19 protein-coding genes and 1 tRNA gene are annotated in these 20,090 nt (G+C 56.7%); 2 read left to right on the forward strand and 18 right to left on the reverse strand.

Features of this window, described 5'->3' with window-relative positions; genetic code table 11:
- Window positions 1–36: 36 nt before the first annotated feature.
- The 13 genes from ATHL_RS19520 to ATHL_RS13105 are packed head-to-tail and all read right to left on the reverse strand — an operon-like array spanning window position 37 to window position 13,453.
- Window positions 37–1,272 carry an O-antigen ligase family protein gene (locus ATHL_RS19520; RefSeq protein ID WP_062194587.1) on the reverse strand — a complete coding sequence of 412 codons (1,236 nt, stop codon included), beginning with the start codon at window positions 1,270–1,272 and terminating at the stop codon, window positions 37–39.
- Complete coding sequence (gene wbaP / locus ATHL_RS13050; protein ID WP_062194590.1) at window positions 1,269–2,732, reverse strand: undecaprenyl-phosphate galactose phosphotransferase WbaP; 1,464 nt, start codon at window positions 2,730–2,732, stop codon at window positions 1,269–1,271. Before wbaP ends, ATHL_RS19520 begins: the two co-directional genes overlap by 4 nt.
- A 39-nt stretch (window positions 2,733–2,771) precedes the next feature.
- Window positions 2,772–3,536: a WecB/TagA/CpsF family glycosyltransferase gene (locus tag ATHL_RS13055; protein ID WP_062194593.1), complete on the reverse strand. Its 765-nt coding sequence runs from the start codon at window positions 3,534–3,536 to the stop codon at window positions 2,772–2,774.
- A complete protein-coding gene (locus ATHL_RS13060) occupies window positions 3,523–4,704 on the reverse strand; it encodes a glycosyltransferase family 4 protein (RefSeq protein WP_062194596.1) in 1,182 nt (393 codons plus the stop codon). Before ATHL_RS13060 ends, ATHL_RS13055 begins: the two co-directional genes overlap by 14 nt.
- Window positions 4,643–5,947 (reverse strand): O-antigen ligase family protein, encoded by a 1,305-nt coding sequence (locus ATHL_RS13065; RefSeq protein ID WP_062194599.1) that lies wholly within the window; start codon window positions 5,945–5,947, stop codon window positions 4,643–4,645. Before ATHL_RS13065 ends, ATHL_RS13060 begins: the two co-directional genes overlap by 62 nt.
- A 21-nt stretch (window positions 5,948–5,968) precedes the next feature.
- Complete coding sequence (locus ATHL_RS13070; protein ID WP_062194603.1) at window positions 5,969–7,204, reverse strand: glycosyltransferase family 4 protein; 1,236 nt, start codon at window positions 7,202–7,204, stop codon at window positions 5,969–5,971.
- Between the two features lie 4 nt (window positions 7,205–7,208).
- Window positions 7,209–7,976 carry a glycosyltransferase family 2 protein gene (locus ATHL_RS13075; protein WP_062194607.1) on the reverse strand — a complete coding sequence of 256 codons (768 nt, stop codon included), beginning with the start codon at window positions 7,974–7,976 and terminating at the stop codon, window positions 7,209–7,211.
- Window positions 7,973–9,076 (reverse strand): phosphotransferase, encoded by a 1,104-nt coding sequence (locus ATHL_RS19580; protein WP_062194609.1) that lies wholly within the window; start codon window positions 9,074–9,076, stop codon window positions 7,973–7,975. Before ATHL_RS19580 ends, ATHL_RS13075 begins: the two co-directional genes overlap by 4 nt.
- 5 nt (window positions 9,077–9,081) lie before the next feature.
- Window positions 9,082–10,371 carry a nucleoside/nucleotide kinase family protein gene (locus ATHL_RS13085; protein ID WP_062194611.1) on the reverse strand — a complete coding sequence of 430 codons (1,290 nt, stop codon included), beginning with the start codon at window positions 10,369–10,371 and terminating at the stop codon, window positions 9,082–9,084.
- Window positions 10,361–11,494 (reverse strand): glycosyltransferase, encoded by a 1,134-nt coding sequence (locus tag ATHL_RS13090; RefSeq protein WP_062194614.1) that lies wholly within the window; start codon window positions 11,492–11,494, stop codon window positions 10,361–10,363. The genes ATHL_RS13085 and ATHL_RS13090 overlap by 11 nt, the downstream gene beginning before the upstream one ends.
- Entirely contained in the window at window positions 11,491–11,904 is a 414-nt protein-coding gene (locus ATHL_RS18945; protein ID WP_162787709.1) for a polysaccharide biosynthesis protein, read from the reverse strand. Before ATHL_RS18945 ends, ATHL_RS13090 begins: the two co-directional genes overlap by 4 nt.
- Window positions 11,856–12,149 (reverse strand): glycosyltransferase family 4 protein, encoded by a 294-nt coding sequence (locus ATHL_RS13100; protein WP_062194623.1) that lies wholly within the window; start codon window positions 12,147–12,149, stop codon window positions 11,856–11,858. Before ATHL_RS13100 ends, ATHL_RS18945 begins: the two co-directional genes overlap by 49 nt.
- Entirely contained in the window at window positions 12,146–13,453 is a 1,308-nt protein-coding gene (locus ATHL_RS13105; RefSeq protein ID WP_162787710.1) for an MATE family efflux transporter, read from the reverse strand. The genes ATHL_RS13100 and ATHL_RS13105 overlap by 4 nt, the downstream gene beginning before the upstream one ends.
- A 76-nt stretch (window positions 13,454–13,529) precedes the next feature.
- Here ATHL_RS13105 and ATHL_RS13110 point away from each other — a divergent pair.
- Window positions 13,530–13,602: transfer RNA gene (locus ATHL_RS13110), tRNA-Gly, on the forward strand.
- Window positions 13,603–13,635: 33 nt separating this feature from the next.
- On the opposite strand, the gene ATHL_RS13115 is transcribed toward ATHL_RS13110, so the two are convergent.
- The 3 genes from ATHL_RS13115 to ATHL_RS13125 all read right to left on the reverse strand — a co-directional run bounded on the left by ATHL_RS13115 (window position 13,636) and on the right by ATHL_RS13125 (window position 15,959).
- On the reverse strand, window positions 13,636–14,541 hold the full coding sequence (locus tag ATHL_RS13115; RefSeq protein WP_062194630.1) for a tetratricopeptide repeat protein: 906 nt from the start codon (window positions 14,539–14,541) through the stop codon (window positions 13,636–13,638).
- Window positions 14,542–14,660: 119 nt separating this feature from the next.
- On the reverse strand, window positions 14,661–14,873 hold the full coding sequence (locus ATHL_RS13120; RefSeq protein WP_162787711.1) for a hypothetical protein: 213 nt from the start codon (window positions 14,871–14,873) through the stop codon (window positions 14,661–14,663).
- A gap of 348 nt (window positions 14,874–15,221) precedes the next feature.
- Window positions 15,222–15,959 (reverse strand): PIG-L deacetylase family protein, encoded by a 738-nt coding sequence (locus ATHL_RS13125; protein WP_062194636.1) that lies wholly within the window; start codon window positions 15,957–15,959, stop codon window positions 15,222–15,224.
- Between the two features lie 278 nt (window positions 15,960–16,237).
- On the opposite strand from ATHL_RS13125, the gene ATHL_RS13130 reads away from it, so the two are divergent.
- A complete protein-coding gene (locus tag ATHL_RS13130) occupies window positions 16,238–16,873 on the forward strand; it encodes a lytic transglycosylase domain-containing protein (protein ID WP_062194638.1) in 636 nt (211 codons plus the stop codon).
- 13 nt (window positions 16,874–16,886) lie between these two features.
- Here ATHL_RS13130 and ATHL_RS13135 read toward each other — a convergent pair whose 3' ends face one another.
- A complete protein-coding gene (locus ATHL_RS13135) occupies window positions 16,887–18,044 on the reverse strand; it encodes a PP2C family protein-serine/threonine phosphatase (protein ID WP_062194640.1) in 1,158 nt (385 codons plus the stop codon).
- Complete coding sequence (locus tag ATHL_RS19165) at window positions 18,041–19,975, reverse strand: FHA domain-containing protein (RefSeq protein ID WP_062194643.1); 1,935 nt, start codon at window positions 19,973–19,975, stop codon at window positions 18,041–18,043. Before ATHL_RS19165 ends, ATHL_RS13135 begins: the two co-directional genes overlap by 4 nt.
- Between the last annotated feature and the right edge of the window lie 115 nt (window positions 19,976–20,090).

A 20,090-nucleotide genomic window follows, 5' to 3' on the forward strand; every position in this document is an offset into this window, starting at 1 on the left:
GTCCTTACCCTTTTCTTTCCAGTGATGATCTTACTGTTATGAATCATAATCCTGCTTCAACCGATCAGGAAGAATCTGTCTCGCCCCGCAGCACACTCCCCAGATGAGCCACGGAACAAAGGCCATACGTGTGCCCCAGGTTACCGCATCCCAGATTCCATGCACATTCATGGCCAGCAGGGAGGCCAGCAGCCCCGCCCCCAGCCCCTGCCATGGAGCCGATGAGCGATAAAGCAGGCATCCCTCTACCACAAGCGCCAACATCACCCCTCCCCAGAGGATCACCCCGGGCCAGCCCAGCTCAGCGCCCACCTGCAGAAAGAGATTGTGCGCGTGAGGGGTGGCTTTCACCCCACCGGGAACAGGGGCAAGCACGTCAGAGGCGGGGCCAAAACACCCCAGCCCCACCCCTGTGAGCGGAAAATGCCGAAGCAAAAAGGCCGCCTGCCGCCAGATATCCTCGCGCCCCTGAAGAGCAGTTTGCAAGGAAGAGCCGAACAGCATCTCGCGCGGCAGAGGTGAGGATGGAGAGAAGAAGAGCACCCCCGCCAGCAGGCCCGCCCCCAGCACCAGCGCTGATCCCGCACGCTTCCAGCGCAGCATGGGGAGCAGAGCCACTCCCCCGGCCAGCCCCAGGTAACCGGCGCGCGATTTGGTGAGCACCACCACGCCGCCCATGATGAGCAAAACCCCTCCCAGACCCAAGGCTCCGGCCCACCCCAGCCGCCGCAAATTGAACAGCCACCACGCTCCCAGAAAAGGCACCAGCACCACCAGGGCACCGGCCATCACATTGGGATGCACGCGCTCACCCAGCCGCGGCAGGCGCATGAGGAAATCGATGGGAATGAAAGACAGTTTCCGATCCGTCCAGTTGACGGTGAAGAGCGCCGCTCCCGCCAGCGCCAGCCCAAGCAGGGCCAGCCCCGCCACCGCCAGGTTCACCCGCCGACGGGTTCGCACCCAGAGGCCCAGCGCCAGGAACACCCCCACCCACGCCAGCAGGCGCAAGCCCTCCAGCAGGCTACGCTCTGGCAGGGGAGAGACCCCCGCCTGGAGCGCCGCCAGCCCGGCCAGCCCGGCCACCGGCCAGACCGCCCCCAGGGATACACGCCGCACCCCTGCCAGAAGGCCCATCAGCCAGAAGAGCGCCGCCGCGCCCACTGCGGCCAGCAGGAAGCGCTCCTCAACGATCCCCGCCAGCGCCAGAGCCCCCACCACCCAGGGTTCGGCTTCCAATACGGCGCGGGCGGCGCGGCGCAGAGCTCTCATCCGGCCCCCTCACAGCGCAGCACCACCCATACGGTGCGCAACAGAATATAGAAGTCTAACCAAATCGACCAGTTTTTCACGTAGTGCACGTCGAGCTCCACCCTTCGGCTGAAGGGCAGGCGGTTGCGCCCCGAAATCTGCCACAACCCGGTCATCCCCGGCGTCACCCGTATGTAGTCGCGGAAGGCCTCTCCATAGAGCGGCTTCTGCCCCGGCATAATGGGCCGCGGCCCCACCAGGCTCATTTCTCCGGCAAAGACATTCCACAATTGCGGCAGTTCATCGATGCTGAAGCGCCGCAGGATGCGCCCCACGCGGGTGATGCGCGGGTCGGGCTGGAGCTTCTGATACTCCTGCCACTGCCGGCGCGCATCTTCGTTCTCCTGCAGGTAGCGCTCCAGCAGTTCATCGGCGTGAACATGCATGGTGCGGAATTTGAGCATGTGGATGATCTTCCCCCCGCGCCCCAGGCGTTTTTGCAGGTAAAAAACCGGCCCGGGAGAGTCGAGCCGGATGAGCACCGCCAGCAGGGCAAAGAGGGGTGAGAGCAAAATCAGCCCCAGCCCGGAGAGGAGCAGGTCAACCAGGCGCTTCTGCACCTGAGCAGAACGGTCGAGGAGGGTTTCACACACCTGCAGGCCCTGCAGATGGCCAAATTCCACCACTTCTACGCCGTGCAGGGGGAGGGGGCCATCTCCGGTTTTGAGAAGGGTGAGGCGCTCAAAGATTTCTCCATAGCGCCGACGCACGGCGGGCAGTTCATCCAGCCGGTTCACCAGTACCAGCGCCGCCGAGAGGTTGCACTCTGCGCGCACTGACCCCAGCTGTGCCTCAGGCAAAACCTTCACCCCCGCCGGCAGGGGGTGCCCGTCTACCGGTTCATCGCTCACCAGCACCAGCGGGCGCAGGCCCAGTTTGGGGTCGCGTTGAAGGTTCCCGGCTAGCCGCGCCGCCTCGCTCAGCGGGCCGATCACCGCCACCGGCTCGCCCCACACCCCCGCGTGCACCGCCAGGTGACGCATCAGCACGCGCCCCAGCGGCACCAGTCCCAGCGCGAAAAGGTAGGTCAGGCCCATCACCAGCCGTGAGTATTGCTCTGCCCCGCGCACGAGGTAGGTGATGGTAATGATCAACAGGAACATCACCGATGTGGAGAGGGTGAGCCGCCGGAACTCTTCCACCACCCCCAGCCCCACGCCCGGATAAAGCCCGCGCAGGGCATACATGCCCAGAATGGCCAGCAGGATGGGCGAAAGCTTCAGGTAGGTGCTCCCGCCGATGCTCCCCAGCAGCGCCAGGCGCACCCCGAACCCCAGCGCCCCGGCGGTGAAGAGCATCAACCCGTCCGAAAGCAGCAAGAGCCCGATCATCCACAACCGCGCATGGCGCACCTGCCATCGCTCCTGCGGCCGGAGCAGGGTCTTTTCCAGTATGGTGTTTGCTTCGATCAGGTTGTTCATTGGTTTCCCCCAAAAATTACGAGAATCTTGCGTTGTTTTTCAGTGCGCGCACAGCCGCTCGAGGGCCGCCAGCACGACAAACTCAGCCCCATACACCAGGTAACGCCTCCACAACCGGCGCGGCTCCTGCATCAGGCGGTAGAACCACTCCAGCCCGGCGCGACACATCCAATCGGGAGCACGTTTCTTAACCCCCGCCAGCAGATCAATGGCCTGCCCTACCCCCAGCATGGCCGTCACCTGCACCCGCGAAGCATGTTCAGCCATCCAGATTTCCTGCTTCGGGCAGCCCAGCCCCACCCAGAGCACATCGGCACCCGAAGCGTTGATCTCCTGTACTGCGGCTTCGTCTTCTTCGGGTGTCAGCGGACGAAAGGGCGGCGCCTGCATCCCGGCAATGACTGTACCGGGCCAGCGGCGGGTGAGGTTTTCACGCAGTTTTTCAAGCACCTGCGGAGTGCCACCGTAAAAATAATGCCGCATGCTCCCATCCTGCCAGCGCGCCATCGCCGCCTGCGTAAGCCCGGGCCCATCGGCCCGGCCGGCCAGCCGGTGACCGTAACTGCGCCCCACGAGTACAAGCGGGAAGCCATCAGGAAGCACCAGATGCGCTCCCCGCAGGGCCGAGGCCATACGCGGGTTATGCCGCCCCTCGATGAGCCCATGGGTGTTGGTCACAATCACCACCCGCCCGCGCGCTCCTGCGGCTTTCCAGGCTTCGATCTGCCCCAGCACATCGGCATACTGCACCGCATGTACCCCAAACCCCAGCACCGGGAAAGTGGCAAAGTCAATCTCTGGCATGAGAGTCCTCCCCCGCATCGGCAAGCGCTTCCCGGTAAATCTGCATCAACAGCGGATAGCTGACCTCCGGGGTGTAGCGGGCCAGGTATTCAGCCCGAGCCGCCCGTCGCATTTGCCGCATCTCCTGCGGGTGTGAAAGGGCATACTCCATGGCTTCAGCCAGCGCTTCAGGGCTGTGTGGAGCAAAAGCCAGACCGGTACGCCCCGCTTCCACCAGATCCTCCAGCGCCCCCAGGCGCGGCGCCAGCACCGGCGTACCTGCCGCAAACGCCTCAACCACAGCCAGCCCAAAAGTTTCTAAACATGTAGAAGGCACCACCAGGCAGAGGGCCTCTCTCATCTGTTCGGCCACCCCGGCCAGCGCCAAACGCCCCACCCAGGTAATACGCCCGTCTGCCCGGGCGGCGGCCTCCACCCGAGGGGCCTCGGGGCCATCGCCTGCAATCACCAACCGTCCTCCCTTCACTTTCTTCCAGGCCTCTAACAGCAGGCCAATGCCCTTCTCCGGCGAGAGCCGCCCAACGAAGAGCATATAGCCCCCTTCACCGTTGCCCGGCTGTGGCTCACCGGCCACAAAGTTTGGCTTCACTGCAATCTTCTCACGCGGCAGGCCCCCGCGCACAAAAAGACTGCGCGCAAAGGGCGTGAGCGCAATGTAGCGGTTTACCTGACGGCGGTAGGTACCCAGTGCACGATGCAGGGCGAGCATCAACACCACCACGGCGCTCGCCGCCCGGCTGCCCCGATAGCACCCGTGAACCATACCCGGCCAGGCCACTGCCCGTCCAAGACAATCGGTGCATATCCGGCCACCGCGGGTAAACAAGGCGTTGGGGCAGAGCAGGCGGTAATTGTGCAGGGTCTGCACCACCGCCGCACCGGCGTGCCGCGCCGCATAATACACCGCCGGAGAAAGCAATGGAAACGGGTTGTGTACGTGCACCACCCCACCCGCCGGGGCCAGCCCACGCACCGCCCGGTAAGCCGCCGGGTTCCACAGGCTGAAGGCGGCCTGCCGGACAGATCCCAGCTCCTTCAGCGCGGTATTGTTGAGCGTATAAACGCTCACCCTGTGGCCGTGCTCCTCCAGCAGGCGCCGCTCGGCCTCAAAAACCTGCTCTTCGCCTCCGCGGTGAAGGTAATAGTTGTGCAACAGGAGAATATCCATTATTAGATTGGGGAGAGAAAATAACCTTCTCTATACCGAAACTTATCCACATCATGATGAGAAAATCGGTGCTTAAATCGAGCGATGCTTCAGTCCAAGAACGAATCAGCAGAAACGTAAAACACCCAATCCAGAAAGCAGTTAATCGATTTCTGTTATATTTGACGACCATTTTAATGACCAGAACCAATACCCGAAGAACCAGGATACAAAAAAAGAAAAGCCCCAAATAACCAGAATTAAAAAGCACATCAATGTACGCATTATGAGCATGAACAACCGTTGGTAGATTAAAACCAATAACCCTCATGTAATCCAACATTAGATCCTTCATCGTGGTAAACCCATAACCTAACCAGGGCCTTCGGTTAATTAGAGAAAAAAGGACCTCCCACAGTCGGGTCCTTCCTGAAAGTGTCTCGATCAATTCTGGTGAAGACATATAGTTCTCCCAGGCAAACCTTAAAGAATCGCCCAGGAATCCATAGGCAACCGTACCGGCCAGGATAATTAATGCAACCAACCAGCCTTTACCCGATGTGTTGCTCAATGCCAGAGAAATAAAGCTCCCCACCAAGACCCCTAAAATTGCCGTTTTGCTGATGGTTAAAATCAAAACAAAGAATAACAAAATAGTGATCAAGACCGAGATCACCCTGTTTCTGAAAATTTTGAGGTAAAAAGTCATAAAAAATCCAAGCCCGGCCAGCGCGCCAACCGCATTAGGATGCAACAACTCGGGGTCACCAAAACGAAGCTCTTCAACAGTTAAGGTATAACGAAACCCACGAGTGATTAGCAACACCACCAGAGCACAGATAACCCCAAAAACAAACGACCTTCCGGCCGACAGGAAATAAAATGACAAAGAGAAACGAACTTGAGCAACACTCCAAATACTTAGCACAATCACTACATTAGCCAGAAATGTCCCCCATGCTCGGAGAAAATTCTGCTCTGTAATAAATGGCGAAAAGACCATCGAAAGCATGACTGAAAAACAAAAAAAGAACAGCCAAATGATCCCTTTAAGTTCGATTTTTCTACCCTGCATCCATCCCAGAAGGAACAAAGTTAAACCCAAAACCAGTGTAATGATACTGTTTATGGCACTGAGCAACTTCAAATTGCTTGAAAAGAGCAAAGAAGTGGCATATTTGGCGCTGATCCAGAACCACAAAACAGACCACAAGGTTTGTATTAACCTAAACCTGAGTGGAAGTTGAGGATGAGAGTAACCCATAAAGAATTCCTTATAAAACCATCAAATGCAAATAGGATCTATCTTTGATAATTGTTCATAAAACGCGCCAATTTTTTTTCCCTTCCTCTCCCAACAGAACTCATCCCGCACATGCGCCCGGCTGGCTTCTCCCATACTGGAGAGGAGCCCGGGGGTTTGGGCCAACCGCACCATGCCCTCGGCCAGGTCCGCCATTGCCTGCTGTGGGCTCAGCCCCGGCACCCGGATGCCCGTCTCTTCGCTCACCTGCAGGGCCGGGCCGCCCAGGTCGAGGCACAACACCGGCCTCCCCGCAGCCATGGCCTCCAAGCACACCCAGCCGCCGGAATCGTGCAGGCTGGGGTGCACCAGCGCGTGGCACTGCGCCAGCGCCTGCAGGGCTTGCGCGCGCGCCAGCCAGCCCCAGAAGCGCACCCGGCCGGCTACCCCCAGCCGTTCGGCCTGCCGCTCCAGCCGCTCACGCTCGGGGCCATCGCCTACAATCCAGTACTCGGCCTCCGTCAGCCCGCTGTGGGCAAACGCCTCCAGCCCAAGGTGAAAACCCTTCCAGGCCAGCAAGCGCCCCAGGCTGAGGAAGCGCAACGGCCTTTCCGGTAGTTGCGGTAAACTTCCCAGCGCGTTAATTTCATCTCTGAGTAGCCCCACCTGCGAGAAGACCCTCACCTCCCGTGCGCCCAGCCGGCGCAGGCGCGCGGCCGTCTCGGGGGTGGTGGCCAGCGCCAGCCCGGCATGGCGTGCGGCGGCGCGCACCTGCGGGTTGCACTCGGCAAGCCAGCGGTTCAGCTCGCGCACCGCCTCAAAAGCCGCCCCCCGCGCCCCCAGCCCCGGCCAGAAGTTCCGCGGGGCGCTTTCTCCGCCGCCCACCGGCCCCCACAAAAAGGGCACCCCCAACCCGTCCACCGCGGTGGGCCAGTAATAATTGACAAAGGTCACGTGGTGCGCCACATCGAAGCCCACCCGCGCATGTAATTCCCGCGCCACTGCCGCCGCCCCCACCTGCCAGAGCAGGTAATAAAGGTGTACCCCGCGCTGGCCGTGCTTCCACCCGCGCAGGCGGGGGGGCAGGTCATAATAAGCAAAATGCAACCCGGGCTGAGGGTTCCGGGCCAGCGCCGCCTCAATGGCCGGGCGGTTGTTGGCGCGGGTGAGCACCCACACCTCGTGTTCTGCCGCCACCGCCCGTGCCACATTCCAGCCCACCCCCGGCTCCGAGCCTTTCCCCGGTTCACAGGCATACGCAGAGAGGAGAATCTTCATAACTTTAGAAGCTCCCGGTACACAGTTTCCAGCCGATGCGTAATAACTTGGCTGCAACGCGTTTAATACATCTCGCCGTCGGAGGATTTCTCCGCACATATCGCTGACGAATAATGCGGTCTTCTTCATTGCTCTTTTCGCGTAAACGCTGGTTTTTTTGCTCCGGATAAAAACGCATCCGTGACCAGATTCGCCGTACATGCTTCGGGAAACATACCTCAGCAAATCGTGCCCATAAATCTGCATCCATCGCCAGATCAAAGGATCGATCAAGCCCCCCGACTCGCTCATAAAGTCCACGTCTCCAGAATGCAGAAGGCTGAGGGATGTAGTTGTAATCATACAGCCAGATAAACCAGTTGAAAGGAATTTCTTTTTTAGGTTTGATGGGCCTCCCTTGAATATCAATCCATAAAGCATCCCCATAAATAAACTCATCCTCCGGGTGATTCCGAAACCAATCTGCCACTTCCCAGAGAGTATGTGGTTCATAAAGATCATCAGAATTTAACCACGCCAGGATTTCGCCTGATGCCTTCGAAAACCCCTTAATTAATGCATCCGTTTGTCCTCCGTCTGGCTCGCTTACCCAGTAAGCCAGTCGGCTGGCGTATTTTTGGATGATTTCAACACTTTCATCGTTTGAGCCACCATCGATGATGATATGTTCCAGACCAGGGTAATTTTGCCGATGAATGCTCAAAATGGTTTCTTCAAGAAAACGCTCCTGATTAAAAGACGGGGTAACAATTGAAATCTTTGGCCAGGTCATTCTGATGAGCTCCCAATTCTTAGTATCTGGTTACCCAACCAATCCAAAAAAATTTCATTGCCCGCTTCGGGCGCATGGACCCGCGCCTCCATATAAAACACAGCCTGATCGAGCAGATAGAGCAGGTAAAGTTCTCTGGTAAATTCCGTCCATTCAGGAGCCAGGCTCTCCAGCCAGGGAAGAAGTTTTTTCTCTGACTCGCGGGCAAACGCAATTCCCAACCCCGCCTGGATGGAAACAAAATGGAAAAGATCATACCCCGGAGGATAATCTGGTCGGGCCATTTCCCAATCGAATACCAGCAATTGATCTCCATCCATACGCGTATTCCAGGGAGTGAAATCTCGATGAGCCCATCCAAAGGGAAATACCCTCCCATGCAAAAATTGGTCGGCCTTTTTAAAAACATGAGCCAGAGGGACAGCCAAGCGATGGTACCTCTGAAGGATGGAATATTTTGTATGTAAATTCAGGCGAAAGGGTGACTGCTCCCAGGTAAACTTCTTCTGATCCGCCAGAAAAAGCCTCCGGCACCACGCGAAATGCTCTGCAGATAAGATCCTCTTTCCTCGGGCGCCGCCAAAGGGGGAAATGCCTATAAAAGGCCTTCCATACCAGACCCCTTCCGTAAGGATTTTTGGAATCGATCCTTGCATAGAGCCTTCTAACCGATGTAAAGAAACCGTTTCATCTTCAATTGTTTGATCCGCCAGCGCAGACAGAGACAATTTAACGATCCGACAATTATCCTGTCGATTCCAGAGTCCAATCACTGCCTTCCGGTATGCACCGGGTGTCCCAACGTAAACCACACTATATACCGGGCAACTCATTCCTGCCTGTTCAGCCAGATCGTCAAAAAGAGCCTTCTGAATTTGAACGGATTCGCCAGGGCGCCCTCCCAGGCGCCAGAAAAACCACCTCCATTGCATTTGCTTTCCGGAAGGCAGAAAAACCCGGCTGACTTCAGAGACATAAGAACGGTCTCTGGGGAGAAGCCAGAAAGAGCCCGACGGGTTCCAGGCTACCCAGTAAGAGGTATCCCCATGTTCGAAAAGATGTTGCAATGGACCTATGGACTCTTTCTCAATCAAAGGCATATTGGTTAATCCATTCCCAATCTTTTTCGAGTCCGGCTTCGCAGATAAGTAAGAATCACCTTTTCTGCCGCATCGGCCACTTCGGCAGGGGGGAGAGAGGCATCCAGCACATGCGCATTGGGCAGAGCCCGGGCCAGCTCCAGGTAGCGCTGACGCAGGGCACGGGCCTCATCAAGGGGAATTTCAGGCTTGCGTGCGTGCGCCACTTCTGCGGGCAGATCAAGAAAGAGGAAAAGATCGGGTCTGGGGATGAACCCTGCCAGCCAGCGCGCCAGCCCCATCGGCCCGCCGTAACGGTAACGTTTGGGGTCAACGAGAAGATCGTGATAATAGCGGTCAAAAATAACCAATATACCCTTTGCACGGAGATGGACTATTCTGTAGAAATAGCCAATCCACCAATCCCCCACCAGGCAGGCTAATTTCAACAACGAAAAAATTAAACTTCGAGGCGACTTTCCATGAGGATCGGTCACTGGTGCTGCTCCTTTTTTGGGAAACAGCACCGCCGGGCTCCAGTGGTAAATTCTAATTCCAGCAAAAACCCTTCCGTTCTTTACAATCTCTTCAATACCATTGATGAGGCTCGTCTTCCCACTGCCATCCAGACCCAGAACAGCTGCCCACACCACAGGCGGGTCCAGGCGGAGCCTGAATTCATACCAAAGAAACAGAAGCCATTTTCTCAATGTACCCCAAGGGCTTTTCCAGAAAGCCCGCCACCAGACCTGGAAGCGCAAAACCTTAACCCAGTTCTTTGAAACTTCTGGTTCACCATTTCTGGCGGTCAGGAAGAGCTTGTGCGCCCAATGCTGGCCCACCGCCTGCTGGAGGGCTTCCAAGAATTCCTCCGGATATTCCTTAGCCGCACTTATGATCACATTTTTATAACGATCTTTGAAAAAACCACCCCAGAGCAGACTTGAAAACCAACAAATTAAGGCTTCGTGGGCTGGATGTGCCGCCTGGATACCATTATCACGAATGGCCTTATTAAATAAAACTTGTTTTGGAAGATATTCCGCCCCGTGCCATTCAATATCAGGGAATAGATCAATATAGCCCCACACCCAGTAATACCCTGAAACATAAGAACGATAGGCGACCTTAACGGGAGCACCTAGTTCTCTGACAAGAGCCTCTCTTGCCTCACGGATATTTTTGACACATATATCAACGTCCCCTCCACGTTTCAGGTTCTCGATATAATCGAAATTCCGCAGAAGTACACCATTCAGAGATTGGAAAAGAACTTTTAGTTTCTCTTCAGGGATATTTTCGTTCTCAATGGACATAGGCTCTCAACATATCTCCGGCAAGAATTTTCCATTCGTAATTTCTGGCTAATTGGCGCGCATTTTCTCCCATCGACCCTAACTCCAACCGTGACACTTTGGAAAACCGCGAAATAACACCCGCAATGGAACCAACTTCTGGAACCACCGTTTCTCCAGCCATGAATCGGTTAATCATCTCATCCGGATCTGCCTGCCTAGAGGCAATAACAGGTTTTCCTGCCGCGAGCGCTTCCAGGATACTCAGAGAGAGACCCTCCCATCGGGATAGCTGGATATAGATATCAATTTCGTTGAAAAGAGCCCATTTTTCCTCCCCAAACACTGGCCCCGTAAAAACCACTCGTTCGGTAATCCCAAGCTTCGCTATAAGAATTTTCAATTTTTTAATACTCCCGTGCCAGTCAGGGCCAGCCAAAACCAGAGCAGCATTCTCCGGATTAGCTAAGGCAAATGCTTCCAATAAGATGTCCAATCCTTTTTGGGATGGATCCAATCGACCAAGGAACAGGAAGAGACGGCGGCCAGCTAACTCTGGAAAATGAACGGCTAAATACTGACAACTTGTTATTGAAGGAACATTTTCCAGATCAATTCCATTGGGTATTTTCACAAATCGAGGATTGATACCCAGGGTTTTGAGCCCAAGAATATCATTCTGGCTTACAGCGTGGACAAAAAATGCATTTTCCAGATAACTTTTCTCAATCCACCGTGTATAGAACTTCACACGAACGTCAGATTGGGACATCTTCTCCAACGCATAACCACCGTTAGGAGTTACAATGTATGGTATTTTTTTTTGGCGTAGGCTCTGCGCAACGGCAATAAAAGGCCCAATATGCACTGAATGAAAATGAACAATATCCGGTTTCCATTCCAGCAGCTTTTCTTCCAGCCCGCAGAATGAGAAGGGCAAATGAATCAGCAATCCTTTTCGAACAGATGGGATGGGTATCACTTCAACCCCTGGAATAGGTAATGGCTCTTTATCTGTAATCGAGAACACAGCTACCTTTTCACCTGCTTTAGCCTGGTGAAGTGCCAAATAATAAACTGTTTTATCCACTCCATTAGCACTTTCGGAGTTACACCTGCCAAGAATACAGTGAGCAATTCTCATCCGGCTTTCTCCTGCATCTCTTTGAATCCACTTATGGTAAATAGCAATGCTGAAATAAGATTTACAATCACCACCGTTGAACCTGCTCCAATGATTCCCCCAAAAAGAGGTATCATCAAGAAACTCAAGGATGAGGAAATAATGGCGTTGATCGAATAAATACCCGCAATTTTCTGAGGTCTTTCCATTGCTCGTAGTATTCCCCCAAATGTCCCTGTAAATACTGAAGAAACAGGTAATAGGCCCATCCAACTCAATAGTTTGGACGACTCTAAATAACGACCACCATATACCCAAAACATAAGTTGGTTTCCTTCAAAAATTAATAAAACCCAAAAAATACATGCCGGAATTAATAAAATTATGAGAACCCGGGCACTGAATGAAAATGAACAATATCCGGTTTCCATTCCAGCAGCTTTTCTTCCAGCCCGCAGAATGAGAAGGGCAAATGAATCAGCAATCCTTTTCGAACAGATGGGATGGGTATCACTTCAACCCCTGGAATAGGTAATGGCTCTTTATCTGTAATCGAGAACACAGCTACCTTTTCACCTGCTTTAGCCTGGTGAAGTGCCAAATAATAAACTGTTTTATCCACTCCATTAGCACTTTCGGAGTTACACCTGCCAAGAATACAGTGAGCAATTCTCATCCGGCTTTCTCCTGCATCTCTTTGAATCCACTTATGGTAAATAGCAATGCTGAAATAAGATTTACAATCACCACCGTTGAACCTGCTCCAATGATTCCCCCAAAAAGAGGTATCATCAAGAAACTCAAGGATGAGGAAATAATGGCGTTGATCGAATAAATACCCGCAATTTTCTGAGGTCTTTCCATTGCTCGTAGTATTCCCCCAAATGTCCCTGTAAATACTGAAGAAACAGGTAATAGGCCCATCCAACTCAATAGTTTGGACGACTCTAAATAACGACCACCATATACCCAAAACATAAGTTGGTTTCCTTCAAAAATTAATAAAACCCAAAAAATACATGCCGGAATTAATAAAATTATGAGAACCCGGGCACATACACGCCGCAAACTTTTACTCTCTTTTGCATGTGTAAACAATGGAATAAAAAGACTGCTTATTGCCCCATTAAAATGCAGAACAGGCATTAGCAGGTTATAAAGAGCCTTCAATGTCGCTGAAGCTTCTAAGCTCGAGAACAAGGGAAGCAAAACATAATAAATATTCCCCGGCACCCAGGAGAGCGCCCCCGCCAGCAGGGCCCAGCGGCCATATTCCCAGTGCAAGCGCCGCACCTGTCCGGGCGAGGGCTCAGCCGTGTCAGGGCCGGGCAAGCGCTTTTGCACCCGGCTGAAGATGAACCCTCCCGCTACCAGCGCCGTGCCCCCCATAGCTAAAAAGGCAGTCGCCTCATTCAACCAGCCAAGCCTGAAGAGCCCCCCTGCGCATCCCAGGTAAAGCACCATATAAAGGGCCCCGCCACCCGCTGCCAGGCGCGGCTCGATCAGCACATAGGCCGAGCGCCTCACCAGCCACAGGTAAAGGATCAACGGCGTAGCTACCCCCAGCCCCAGGAAGCTCAGGCCCAGTTCAGAAGCGCCCCGCAGGAGGAAAAATCCCCCCACCCCGGTAAAAGCCAGCGTGCTTAAAAAGAGCAAACGCCAGTGGTCGGCAATGAGCGCCCGCTGGTATCCCCTGAATGACTCGCGGAAGCGCCCCGAGCCATACACCAGCATGGGTTCGGTCCACAAGCCAGTGTGTAATGTACCCACCAGCATGAACACCGAATAAGCCGTTGAAAATGCACCATAGGCCGCGGGTTCAAGCCAGCGCGCCAGCAGCACTCCCACGAGGAAATTACTCCCGGCAAAGAGCGCCTGGTCGAGCACGGCCCAGAACCCTCTCCCCACCCAGCGGCGCAGGGCCGGCAGGGCCGGGATGAGCTTATTCTGAACGAAACGGACGGCAGAGGAAGCGGTCAAAAGCATCTCCAGTGATTGTGAGTGACGATTCTCCCCTTGACGAAACCGGGGAAACCGGGTATAAATTTGAGCGCAAGCGGGCGTGGTTCAGTTGGTAGAATGTCTCCTTGCCAAGGAGAAGGTCGTGGGTTCGAGTCCCATCGCCCGCTCAGAGCCGCCGAAAGAAGGCGGCTTTTTTTATTTTATGGCTTCGTCAGGCGCTCCACCAGCTGGAGCATCGAAGCGTCTTCCGGGGCCTGCGCCAGCACCTGGCGGGCAAAGTTCAGCGCGGCCTCTGCCTGGCCGGCCCACTCATAAACCTGGGCCGCGCGCCGCAGCACCCAGGCAGGGGTGGGCTTACCGGCCTTCTCCAGCGCCTGGTTGATCATCTCGAGCGCCTCGGCGGGGCGCCCCATCTCGCGGTAGCACTGAGCCAGCTCGGCGTAGCTTTCGGGGCGGTCGGGGTTCAGCGCCAGTGAGCGGTGGTAGGCCTCCAGCGCCCCGTCGTACTTCTTCTGTGCCCGCAGAGCATTGCCCAGCAGCATCCACCACTCAGCGCGCGCGGGCGCCTGCGGGTAAGCCTCCAGCGCCCGGGCGAGCACCTGCTCCATGCGCGCATAATCGCGCAGAGGGTACCACAGAAAGCGCGCCAGCGCCGCCGTCGAACCGAGCGGGTCAATCTGCGCCGCCAGCTGATAATTAATCAGCGCGTCCTCGGGCATATCGGCCTCCGCAAAAGCCGCCGCCAGCCCGCGGTAATACTCCCCCTTCAACCCATCCAGCATCGTAGCACACCGGAATGCCCCGATGGCCTTATCAGATTGTTTGGCCTTTCTCATCTCATTCCCCCGTAAAAATGCAATGTAAGCTGCGTTGACCTTCTCTTCCGCGCTCAGCCCTGCCGGAGAAGGGCACCCCCCCGAGCCAATCGCCTCCAGCGCCTGCCAGTAAGGGCCCTCCAGCGACGCCGCGCGCCCGCCTGCCAGGCGCCACAGTGCCCCCAGCGCCTGGCGGTTCGCCTGCAGGCCGCCGGTAAAGACAGCCCACAGCCCCACCACCAGCAGGGCCGGCGCCCACCACCAGCGAAGAAAACCGCAAATCCACTTCATTCAGAGCACCGAACCGTCCGGCAGCGCCTTCCCGCGCTCCGCCCTCCCGACATCACCCGTCGAGCCGGTAAACTACCCGTAGATGAACTTCACCGCTAATCTACAAAGAACAACGACCGCTAAAACCGTGAACGCCTGGGGTTCCCCTTCCAGCGCAGGGCATCGAAGCTTTGCTCCACACAGATGAAGCGCAGGCGGCCCTTCTCAACCTTGAGGCGCACCTCACCGAACTCACCCACGCGGGCCAGCGCCTCTTCGATCATCGCCACCTGCTCGTCCGTCAGGCGCTGCACCTTACCCAAAGGCTGGAAATCATCTGGAGAGCTTTCCATCCCCACACTCCCTGCAACAGAAAACGGCCCCGCGGGTTTCATCACCTCATCGAGAGCCGCCCCGGCCACTTCAAAACCTCACTGGCCCGAACCTGGCCCCCGCCCTGCGGCGTGTCTCCCCGGTAACATTAGCCCGGGTGCCGCCACATCGGCATGGTAGAAAACCGGTAAACAGGTATACCTCACCCCTCCCCTGCTCGATTCATCCATTGTGCGTTCAAGAGATCGGAAGGCCTGGATCCCCCCAGACCTTACCAGTAAGATCAGCAACCCCAATTATAAAATAAAACCTTTAATCACCCCCGCTAAAAACCATACAAAAACGTTGCAAAAACCGGCGGCCCGGCGCTAGCGGAACTTAAAACGGCGGAACTTCTCCTCGTAGCGGGGAGCCTCCGGGGTGGAATCCGGGGTGCGGCGGGCGCGCAGGCGCTCATCGAGCGCGGCCATGTCGGCGATCTGCGTGGCATGGCAGTGCAGCGCGGCGATCTTCCGCTCCCATTGTTCCGTCACATCAACAGACACATTGGGGTGCCCCGTCACCGTCAGCCAGAGCTCGTGCACACTGTGCGGCTGAAGCCCCTCTTCATGCAGCAATTCCGGGAAGTAAAGCGGGTTGCCCGCCGCCGGGAAGAGCGCATCCACCACCACCTGCCCCACCGTGCGATGATCGGGGTGGTTAATAGAGTTATCCCCGAAGATCTGGGTAGGGTCGCAGGTGACGAGAATATCCGGCCGCACGCGCCTGATCACCCGTGCCACCGCGCGGCGCGTCTCAAGGTCAGCCACCAGGTAGCCATCCTCGTAATCCAGATAGAACACGTCCTTCACCCCCAGCGTATCGGCAGCACAGCGTTGCTCGTGCTCGCGGGTGGCTGCCAGCTCCTCCGGGGAAACAACCTGGTCACGTACGCCCTTATCGCCGCGGGTGAGCAGGCAATAATGCACGGTATGCCCCAGCGCACACCAGCGGGCAATCGTTGCCCCGCAGAAAAATTCAGGATCGTCGGGGTGAGCCAGGATGAGCAAAATCGTCTGGGGAGCTTCCCAGCCTTCGGGTTCGTGAGGAAAAGGTGATGCATGCATAGGGTCAGTCCTGCGAGGAAAAATGAACGCAAGTCCCGATTATATTCCTGTTTCTCTCTCCCGGTGTGAAATTGAGGGGCTGGCATCCGAAAAATCTCATGCTTAATCCTGGTTCAGTCAAGCCTCAATACCCTTCTCCTACCGGCGGGATCGGCTCATGCCGCTACAGCCTTTGAAAAAGCCGCTTTAACCCTCTACACATCCATCCAAACAGTGGATAAAATATAGAACATGTGTGCTATAATATAGCCAGCCTGAGTGTGAAAGGGTGCGATCTTATGTACAGTGTTCAAAAAGCTATTTTTCCCGGCATTCTTCTGGGGATGATCGTCTTGATCGGCCTGACGAGAATGATCGGCTCGGCCCAGATCGTGCTGGCTTCAACCGAAGAAGCGCCCGTGCTCCAGGCTGAAGCCATCCCCTTATCCATTGACGACCCCGCCCCGCCCGAAACCCCGGTAGATGCAAAGCCATCCTCCTCAGAATCGGCGGATGGAGAATGCGCAGTCAGCTCAACCTACCCGCAGGCGGTGCTGCGCTGGTGCTCTCTGATCACCCGTTATGCCGTTGAAGCCAACCTCGACCCGAATCTTGTAGCGGCGGTCATCCTGCAGGAAAGTGGCGGTAACCCTGAAGCTTATTCACGCAGTGGCGCAGTCGGATTAATGCAGGTGATGCCGCGCGATGGAATCGCCGCGGGGTTTCAGTGCATCAATGGGCCCTGCTTTGCTTCTCGCCCGGGCATGGCAGAATTGCTCGACCCCGAATTCAACATCGCCTACGGCACAAGAATGCTCGCAGGATTAATCCAGAAACGCGGTTCGGTGCGCGATGGCCTTTTTGCCTACGGCCCCATGAACGTGGGATACTCATACGCCGATAAAATCCTGGCCATTTATGAATCACACCGATAACCCGCAAGACCGATCAGGGAGAAGCCGGGCGGGTGTTGGTCGGCCAGGGAGTGATCGTCGCCCCATTTTCTTCAAAACCTGGCAGGGTCGATGAGGTGGCCAGCAGAGGCTGGGTGGGGGTCATCCCCCGGGCTGGCACCGGGGTTTCCATCGCCGCCGGTGAGGGGGGGAGCGTCGTTTGCACCAGAAGCGAGTGCGTGGGGGTCGGGGAAAGCCGGAAAGCTTCTGACTCTCTCCTCAGCCACAGCCACCCTCCAAGGATCGCCCCCGCGAGAGCTGCCACCAGCAATACCCCGGCACATCCGGCTGCCACCCAGCGCCATGCCGGGTTGCGCCGTTGCCGTGGGCGCGCAAGACGTACCTCCGCCGGAGCTTTAAAGGCCACCAGGGTGATGTTATCGTGACCGCCCCGTTCCAGCGCCAGGTCTACCAGGGTATGGCAGGCAGTTTCAGCGTCTCCCTGCTGAAATGCGGCCAGAATTTCAGCATCACTTACCAGGTCAGTCAATCCATCACTGGTAAGGGCTACCGTATCCCCGGGCGCGAGTAAAAATCCCTGGTTAGCCTCCGCCTGGGCATCACTCTCCAGGTCGGAAATGCGAAGCCGCAAATCGACCTCTGGAGGGGTTGGAGAACCCAGGTATCGCCGGATGACATGCGCATTCGGATGCGTATTGGCCTCTTCAGGGCGCAACATACCGTTTTCGATGGCTTCCTGAATCCAGGTGTGATCGGTGCTCAGACGGCGAATCTGGCCACCGCGAATAAGATAAACCCGCGAGTCGCCCACAGTAGCCGTATAAAGCCGGTTACCGATCATCCAGGCGCAGGCACAGGTCGCACCCATCCCCGCCTGTTCCGGGTTGTGTAAAGCCTGAATACGAATGGCCTCAGAAGCAGTTTGAATCGCCTCGATCAGGGTGGCAGGGGGATGATCGGCATGACTGCGCTCCACTACCTGGCTGATGATATTCACCGCCATCTCAGCCGCAATTTCACCTGCACGGTGCCCTCCAATGCCATCCGAGAGCACTGCCAGCAGAATGGGGCTGGGCCCCTCCGGGCCCGCACTGAAGGCAGCCACCCCGTACCGATCTTCGTTTTCTTTGCGCTTTCGTCCGGGGTGGCTGATAGCCGCGACCGGCACCTGGGTGTACTTCAGGCGAATCATAAGCTCTCGTCTACTTTCTCCACCACTGGCAGACGAAGCGGAGGAGCTTTGGTTAACTCAAACCGAAAAGCCACTCGCCCGATATGGATCAAATCTTCATGCTCCAGGCATCTCCCCGCGGCACCGACCGGCGCGTAATTCACCCAGGTACCCGCCACAGAACCCTCATCGAAAATAGTGTAAGTATCCCCATCTCGAACCAGGCGGGCGTGGCGCTTACTCACCGAGGCATCGGACAGCAACACCACCGACTGGCGGGCATCACTGCCAAAGGTCACCTCACTCCGGTTGAGCGGGATCAGACTCCCGGGGATGGGCTGTTCTTCCTCAGTCACCCGAATGAGGCGGGCTGTCGTTCCGGGTGCCGCTGAAGCCTTCGGCCAGCTTGCAGACTCAACTGCCGCCCGCCGCGTGCGTGGTTTCTCCTGAACGATGGGCACGGGCTGGGTAAGCGGGTCGGCCTGGCGGCGGCGCTCCGCCTGCCTGCGTCGGCTGCGGAGCCGGTTTTCGCCCAGTAGAACCAGCCCCAGCACCATCCCGGCTACCAGCACTGCCCCCACTGCCACCAGCCCCCGTCCCGAAATCCTCTCCAGCAGGTTCGTCGCCGGACGCGGGGCCACCACCACCTCTACAGGTACGGCAATACTTGAGCCAGTCAGGCCCAGTACGTCCACCGCCTCAACGCGCAGGGTATGCATTCCCGACTCATTCAAAGTCGAAACATCCCAGACAAACCGGTCAAAGGGCGGAGCAGAGTTTTCCACCAGCAGGGTATCATCCAGGAACAGACGGGTGTTCTTTAAATCCCGCGGGTGACTGTCCGGGAACTCCACGAGAATCTGCACCGGTTGCGCCACCGGCTGGAGAACCCATTCCTCACTTCCCTCAGGGCGGCTCCAGGTACGTTCCAGCCGTGATGGTGGAGCGAAAAAGATCGGGTTGGGTGGCTTAATCTCCAGGGTGTATTCCAGAGTCTGGGTTACCCCGCTCCACCCGGTACGCTTCAAGCCCACCGTCAACCGATGCACACCACTTTGACGGGCGGTGGAGATAAAACGCACCGTGATCGCCCTGCGGAGGGGAGCCAGCCAGCTCTCCACATCGGGCATGGTATCGGGGCCAGCCACCAGGGTAAACCGCCCTCCCGTGGCATCGGTGAGGTTCTGAAATGCGGCTGTATCGGGAGCAGCCGCATCCAGACTGCTGACGGGCATCCAGATAAAGACATGCACACCAGACTGCTGGGCACGGCTCAACGCCTCTGCCAGCCCCGCTGTCAGAGAAGAACCGAGCGGAGGGGTCACCCAGAGGATGACCCGTTTCATCTGCGGATCAATTTTCTGGTCTGCCGCCAGATCGAGTGCGGTCATCAGGCTGAAGAGGTTGGCCTCAGAACGGGTCAGGTCAGGCTGATAATCATTCAGCGCTTCAACCAGTTTGAGCGGATCGTGTGACCGGATCAATTGAAGCCCGGTGCTGGTTGAGAAGCTGAAATCATCCTGCCCGTCTGCGGGCAAGCGTTGAGCCCAGGCCTGCAGAGACGCCTTCAGCCACTCCAGCTGCGTCTTTTCACCAAAGCGGGTGTTCCATGCCGCGGCCGGGGTGATCGCCAGGCTAAACTGCAGGCCCGGCTGAACAGCCTGCAGGCCCACTTCCTGCACGGGCCGCCCATCTTCCTCCAGAGTCAGGTCTCCGGGGGTCAGGTCAGCCAGAAAGTTGCCTTCCCGGTCGTACACATCGAGGGCGAATTGAATGGTCGGGAAGTCCTCGGTTCTAAGGTTAGAAACCCGTAATCGCCCCACATCCCCGGCCTGGGAAAAAGCCGGTCGCGCCAGCCCGAGAACCAGGCACAGCACCAGCAACCCTTCCCCGAGGTAAAAAAACCACCTGGAGAAGAATCGCCATCCACTCCATTGGTGATGCCCACCCATTTGAATCCTCATTCGCTTTCGTTGACCGGGCTCCTCACCCGGCTCTTTCATTCCATTCGGCGCACCGATGGCGTGTCGGTGCCCATGGGGGGCGGCTTCTCCATCCTCTTCTCTT

The organism is Anaerolinea thermolimosa (genome assembly GCF_001050195.2).
Lineage (GTDB): Bacteria > Chloroflexota > Anaerolineae > Anaerolineales > Anaerolineaceae > Anaerolinea > Anaerolinea thermolimosa.

Excerpts from the sequence above, each read along its gene's own strand:
- ATHL_RS19520 (WP_062194587.1), bottom strand. The coding sequence starts at position 1,272 with ATGAGAGCTCTGCGCCGCGCCGCCCGCGCCGTATTGGAAGCCGAACCC.
- wbaP (WP_062194590.1), bottom strand. The coding sequence starts at position 2,732 with ATGAACAACCTGATCGAAGCAAACACCATACTGGAAAAGACCCTGCTC.
- ATHL_RS13055 (WP_062194593.1), bottom strand. The coding sequence starts at position 3,536 with ATGCCAGAGATTGACTTTGCCACTTTCCCGGTGCTGGGGTTTGGGGTA.
- ATHL_RS13060 (WP_062194596.1), bottom strand. The coding sequence starts at position 4,704 with ATGGATATTCTCCTGTTGCACAACTATTACCTTCACCGCGGAGGCGAA.
- ATHL_RS13065 (WP_062194599.1), bottom strand. The coding sequence starts at position 5,947 with ATGGGTTACTCTCATCCTCAACTTCCACTCAGGTTTAGGTTAATACAA.
- ATHL_RS13070 (WP_062194603.1), bottom strand. The coding sequence starts at position 7,204 with ATGAAGATTCTCCTCTCTGCGTATGCCTGTGAACCGGGGAAAGGCTCG.
- ATHL_RS13075 (WP_062194607.1), bottom strand. The coding sequence starts at position 7,976 with ATGACCTGGCCAAAGATTTCAATTGTTACCCCGTCTTTTAATCAGGAG.
- ATHL_RS19580 (WP_062194609.1), bottom strand. The coding sequence starts at position 9,076 with ATGCCTTTGATTGAGAAAGAGTCCATAGGTCCATTGCAACATCTTTTC.
- ATHL_RS13085 (WP_062194611.1), bottom strand. The coding sequence starts at position 10,371 with ATGTCCATTGAGAACGAAAATATCCCTGAAGAGAAACTAAAAGTTCTT.
- ATHL_RS13090 (WP_062194614.1), bottom strand. The coding sequence starts at position 11,494 with ATGAGAATTGCTCACTGTATTCTTGGCAGGTGTAACTCCGAAAGTGCT.
- ATHL_RS18945 (WP_162787709.1), bottom strand. The coding sequence starts at position 11,904 with ATGGAAACCGGATATTGTTCATTTTCATTCAGTGCCCGGGTTCTCATA.
- ATHL_RS13100 (WP_062194623.1), bottom strand. The coding sequence starts at position 12,149 with ATGAGAATTGCTCACTGTATTCTTGGCAGGTGTAACTCCGAAAGTGCT.
- ATHL_RS13115 (WP_062194630.1), bottom strand. The coding sequence starts at position 14,541 with ATGAAGTGGATTTGCGGTTTTCTTCGCTGGTGGTGGGCGCCGGCCCTG.
- ATHL_RS13120 (WP_162787711.1), bottom strand. The coding sequence starts at position 14,873 with ATGGAAAGCTCTCCAGATGATTTCCAGCCTTTGGGTAAGGTGCAGCGC.
- ATHL_RS13125 (WP_062194636.1), bottom strand. The coding sequence starts at position 15,959 with ATGCATGCATCACCTTTTCCTCACGAACCCGAAGGCTGGGAAGCTCCC.
- ATHL_RS13130 (WP_062194638.1), top strand. The coding sequence starts at position 16,238 with ATGTACAGTGTTCAAAAAGCTATTTTTCCCGGCATTCTTCTGGGGATG.
- ATHL_RS13135 (WP_062194640.1), bottom strand. The coding sequence starts at position 18,044 with ATGATTCGCCTGAAGTACACCCAGGTGCCGGTCGCGGCTATCAGCCAC.
- ATHL_RS19165 (WP_062194643.1), bottom strand. The coding sequence starts at position 19,975 with ATGGGTGGGCATCACCAATGGAGTGGATGGCGATTCTTCTCCAGGTGG.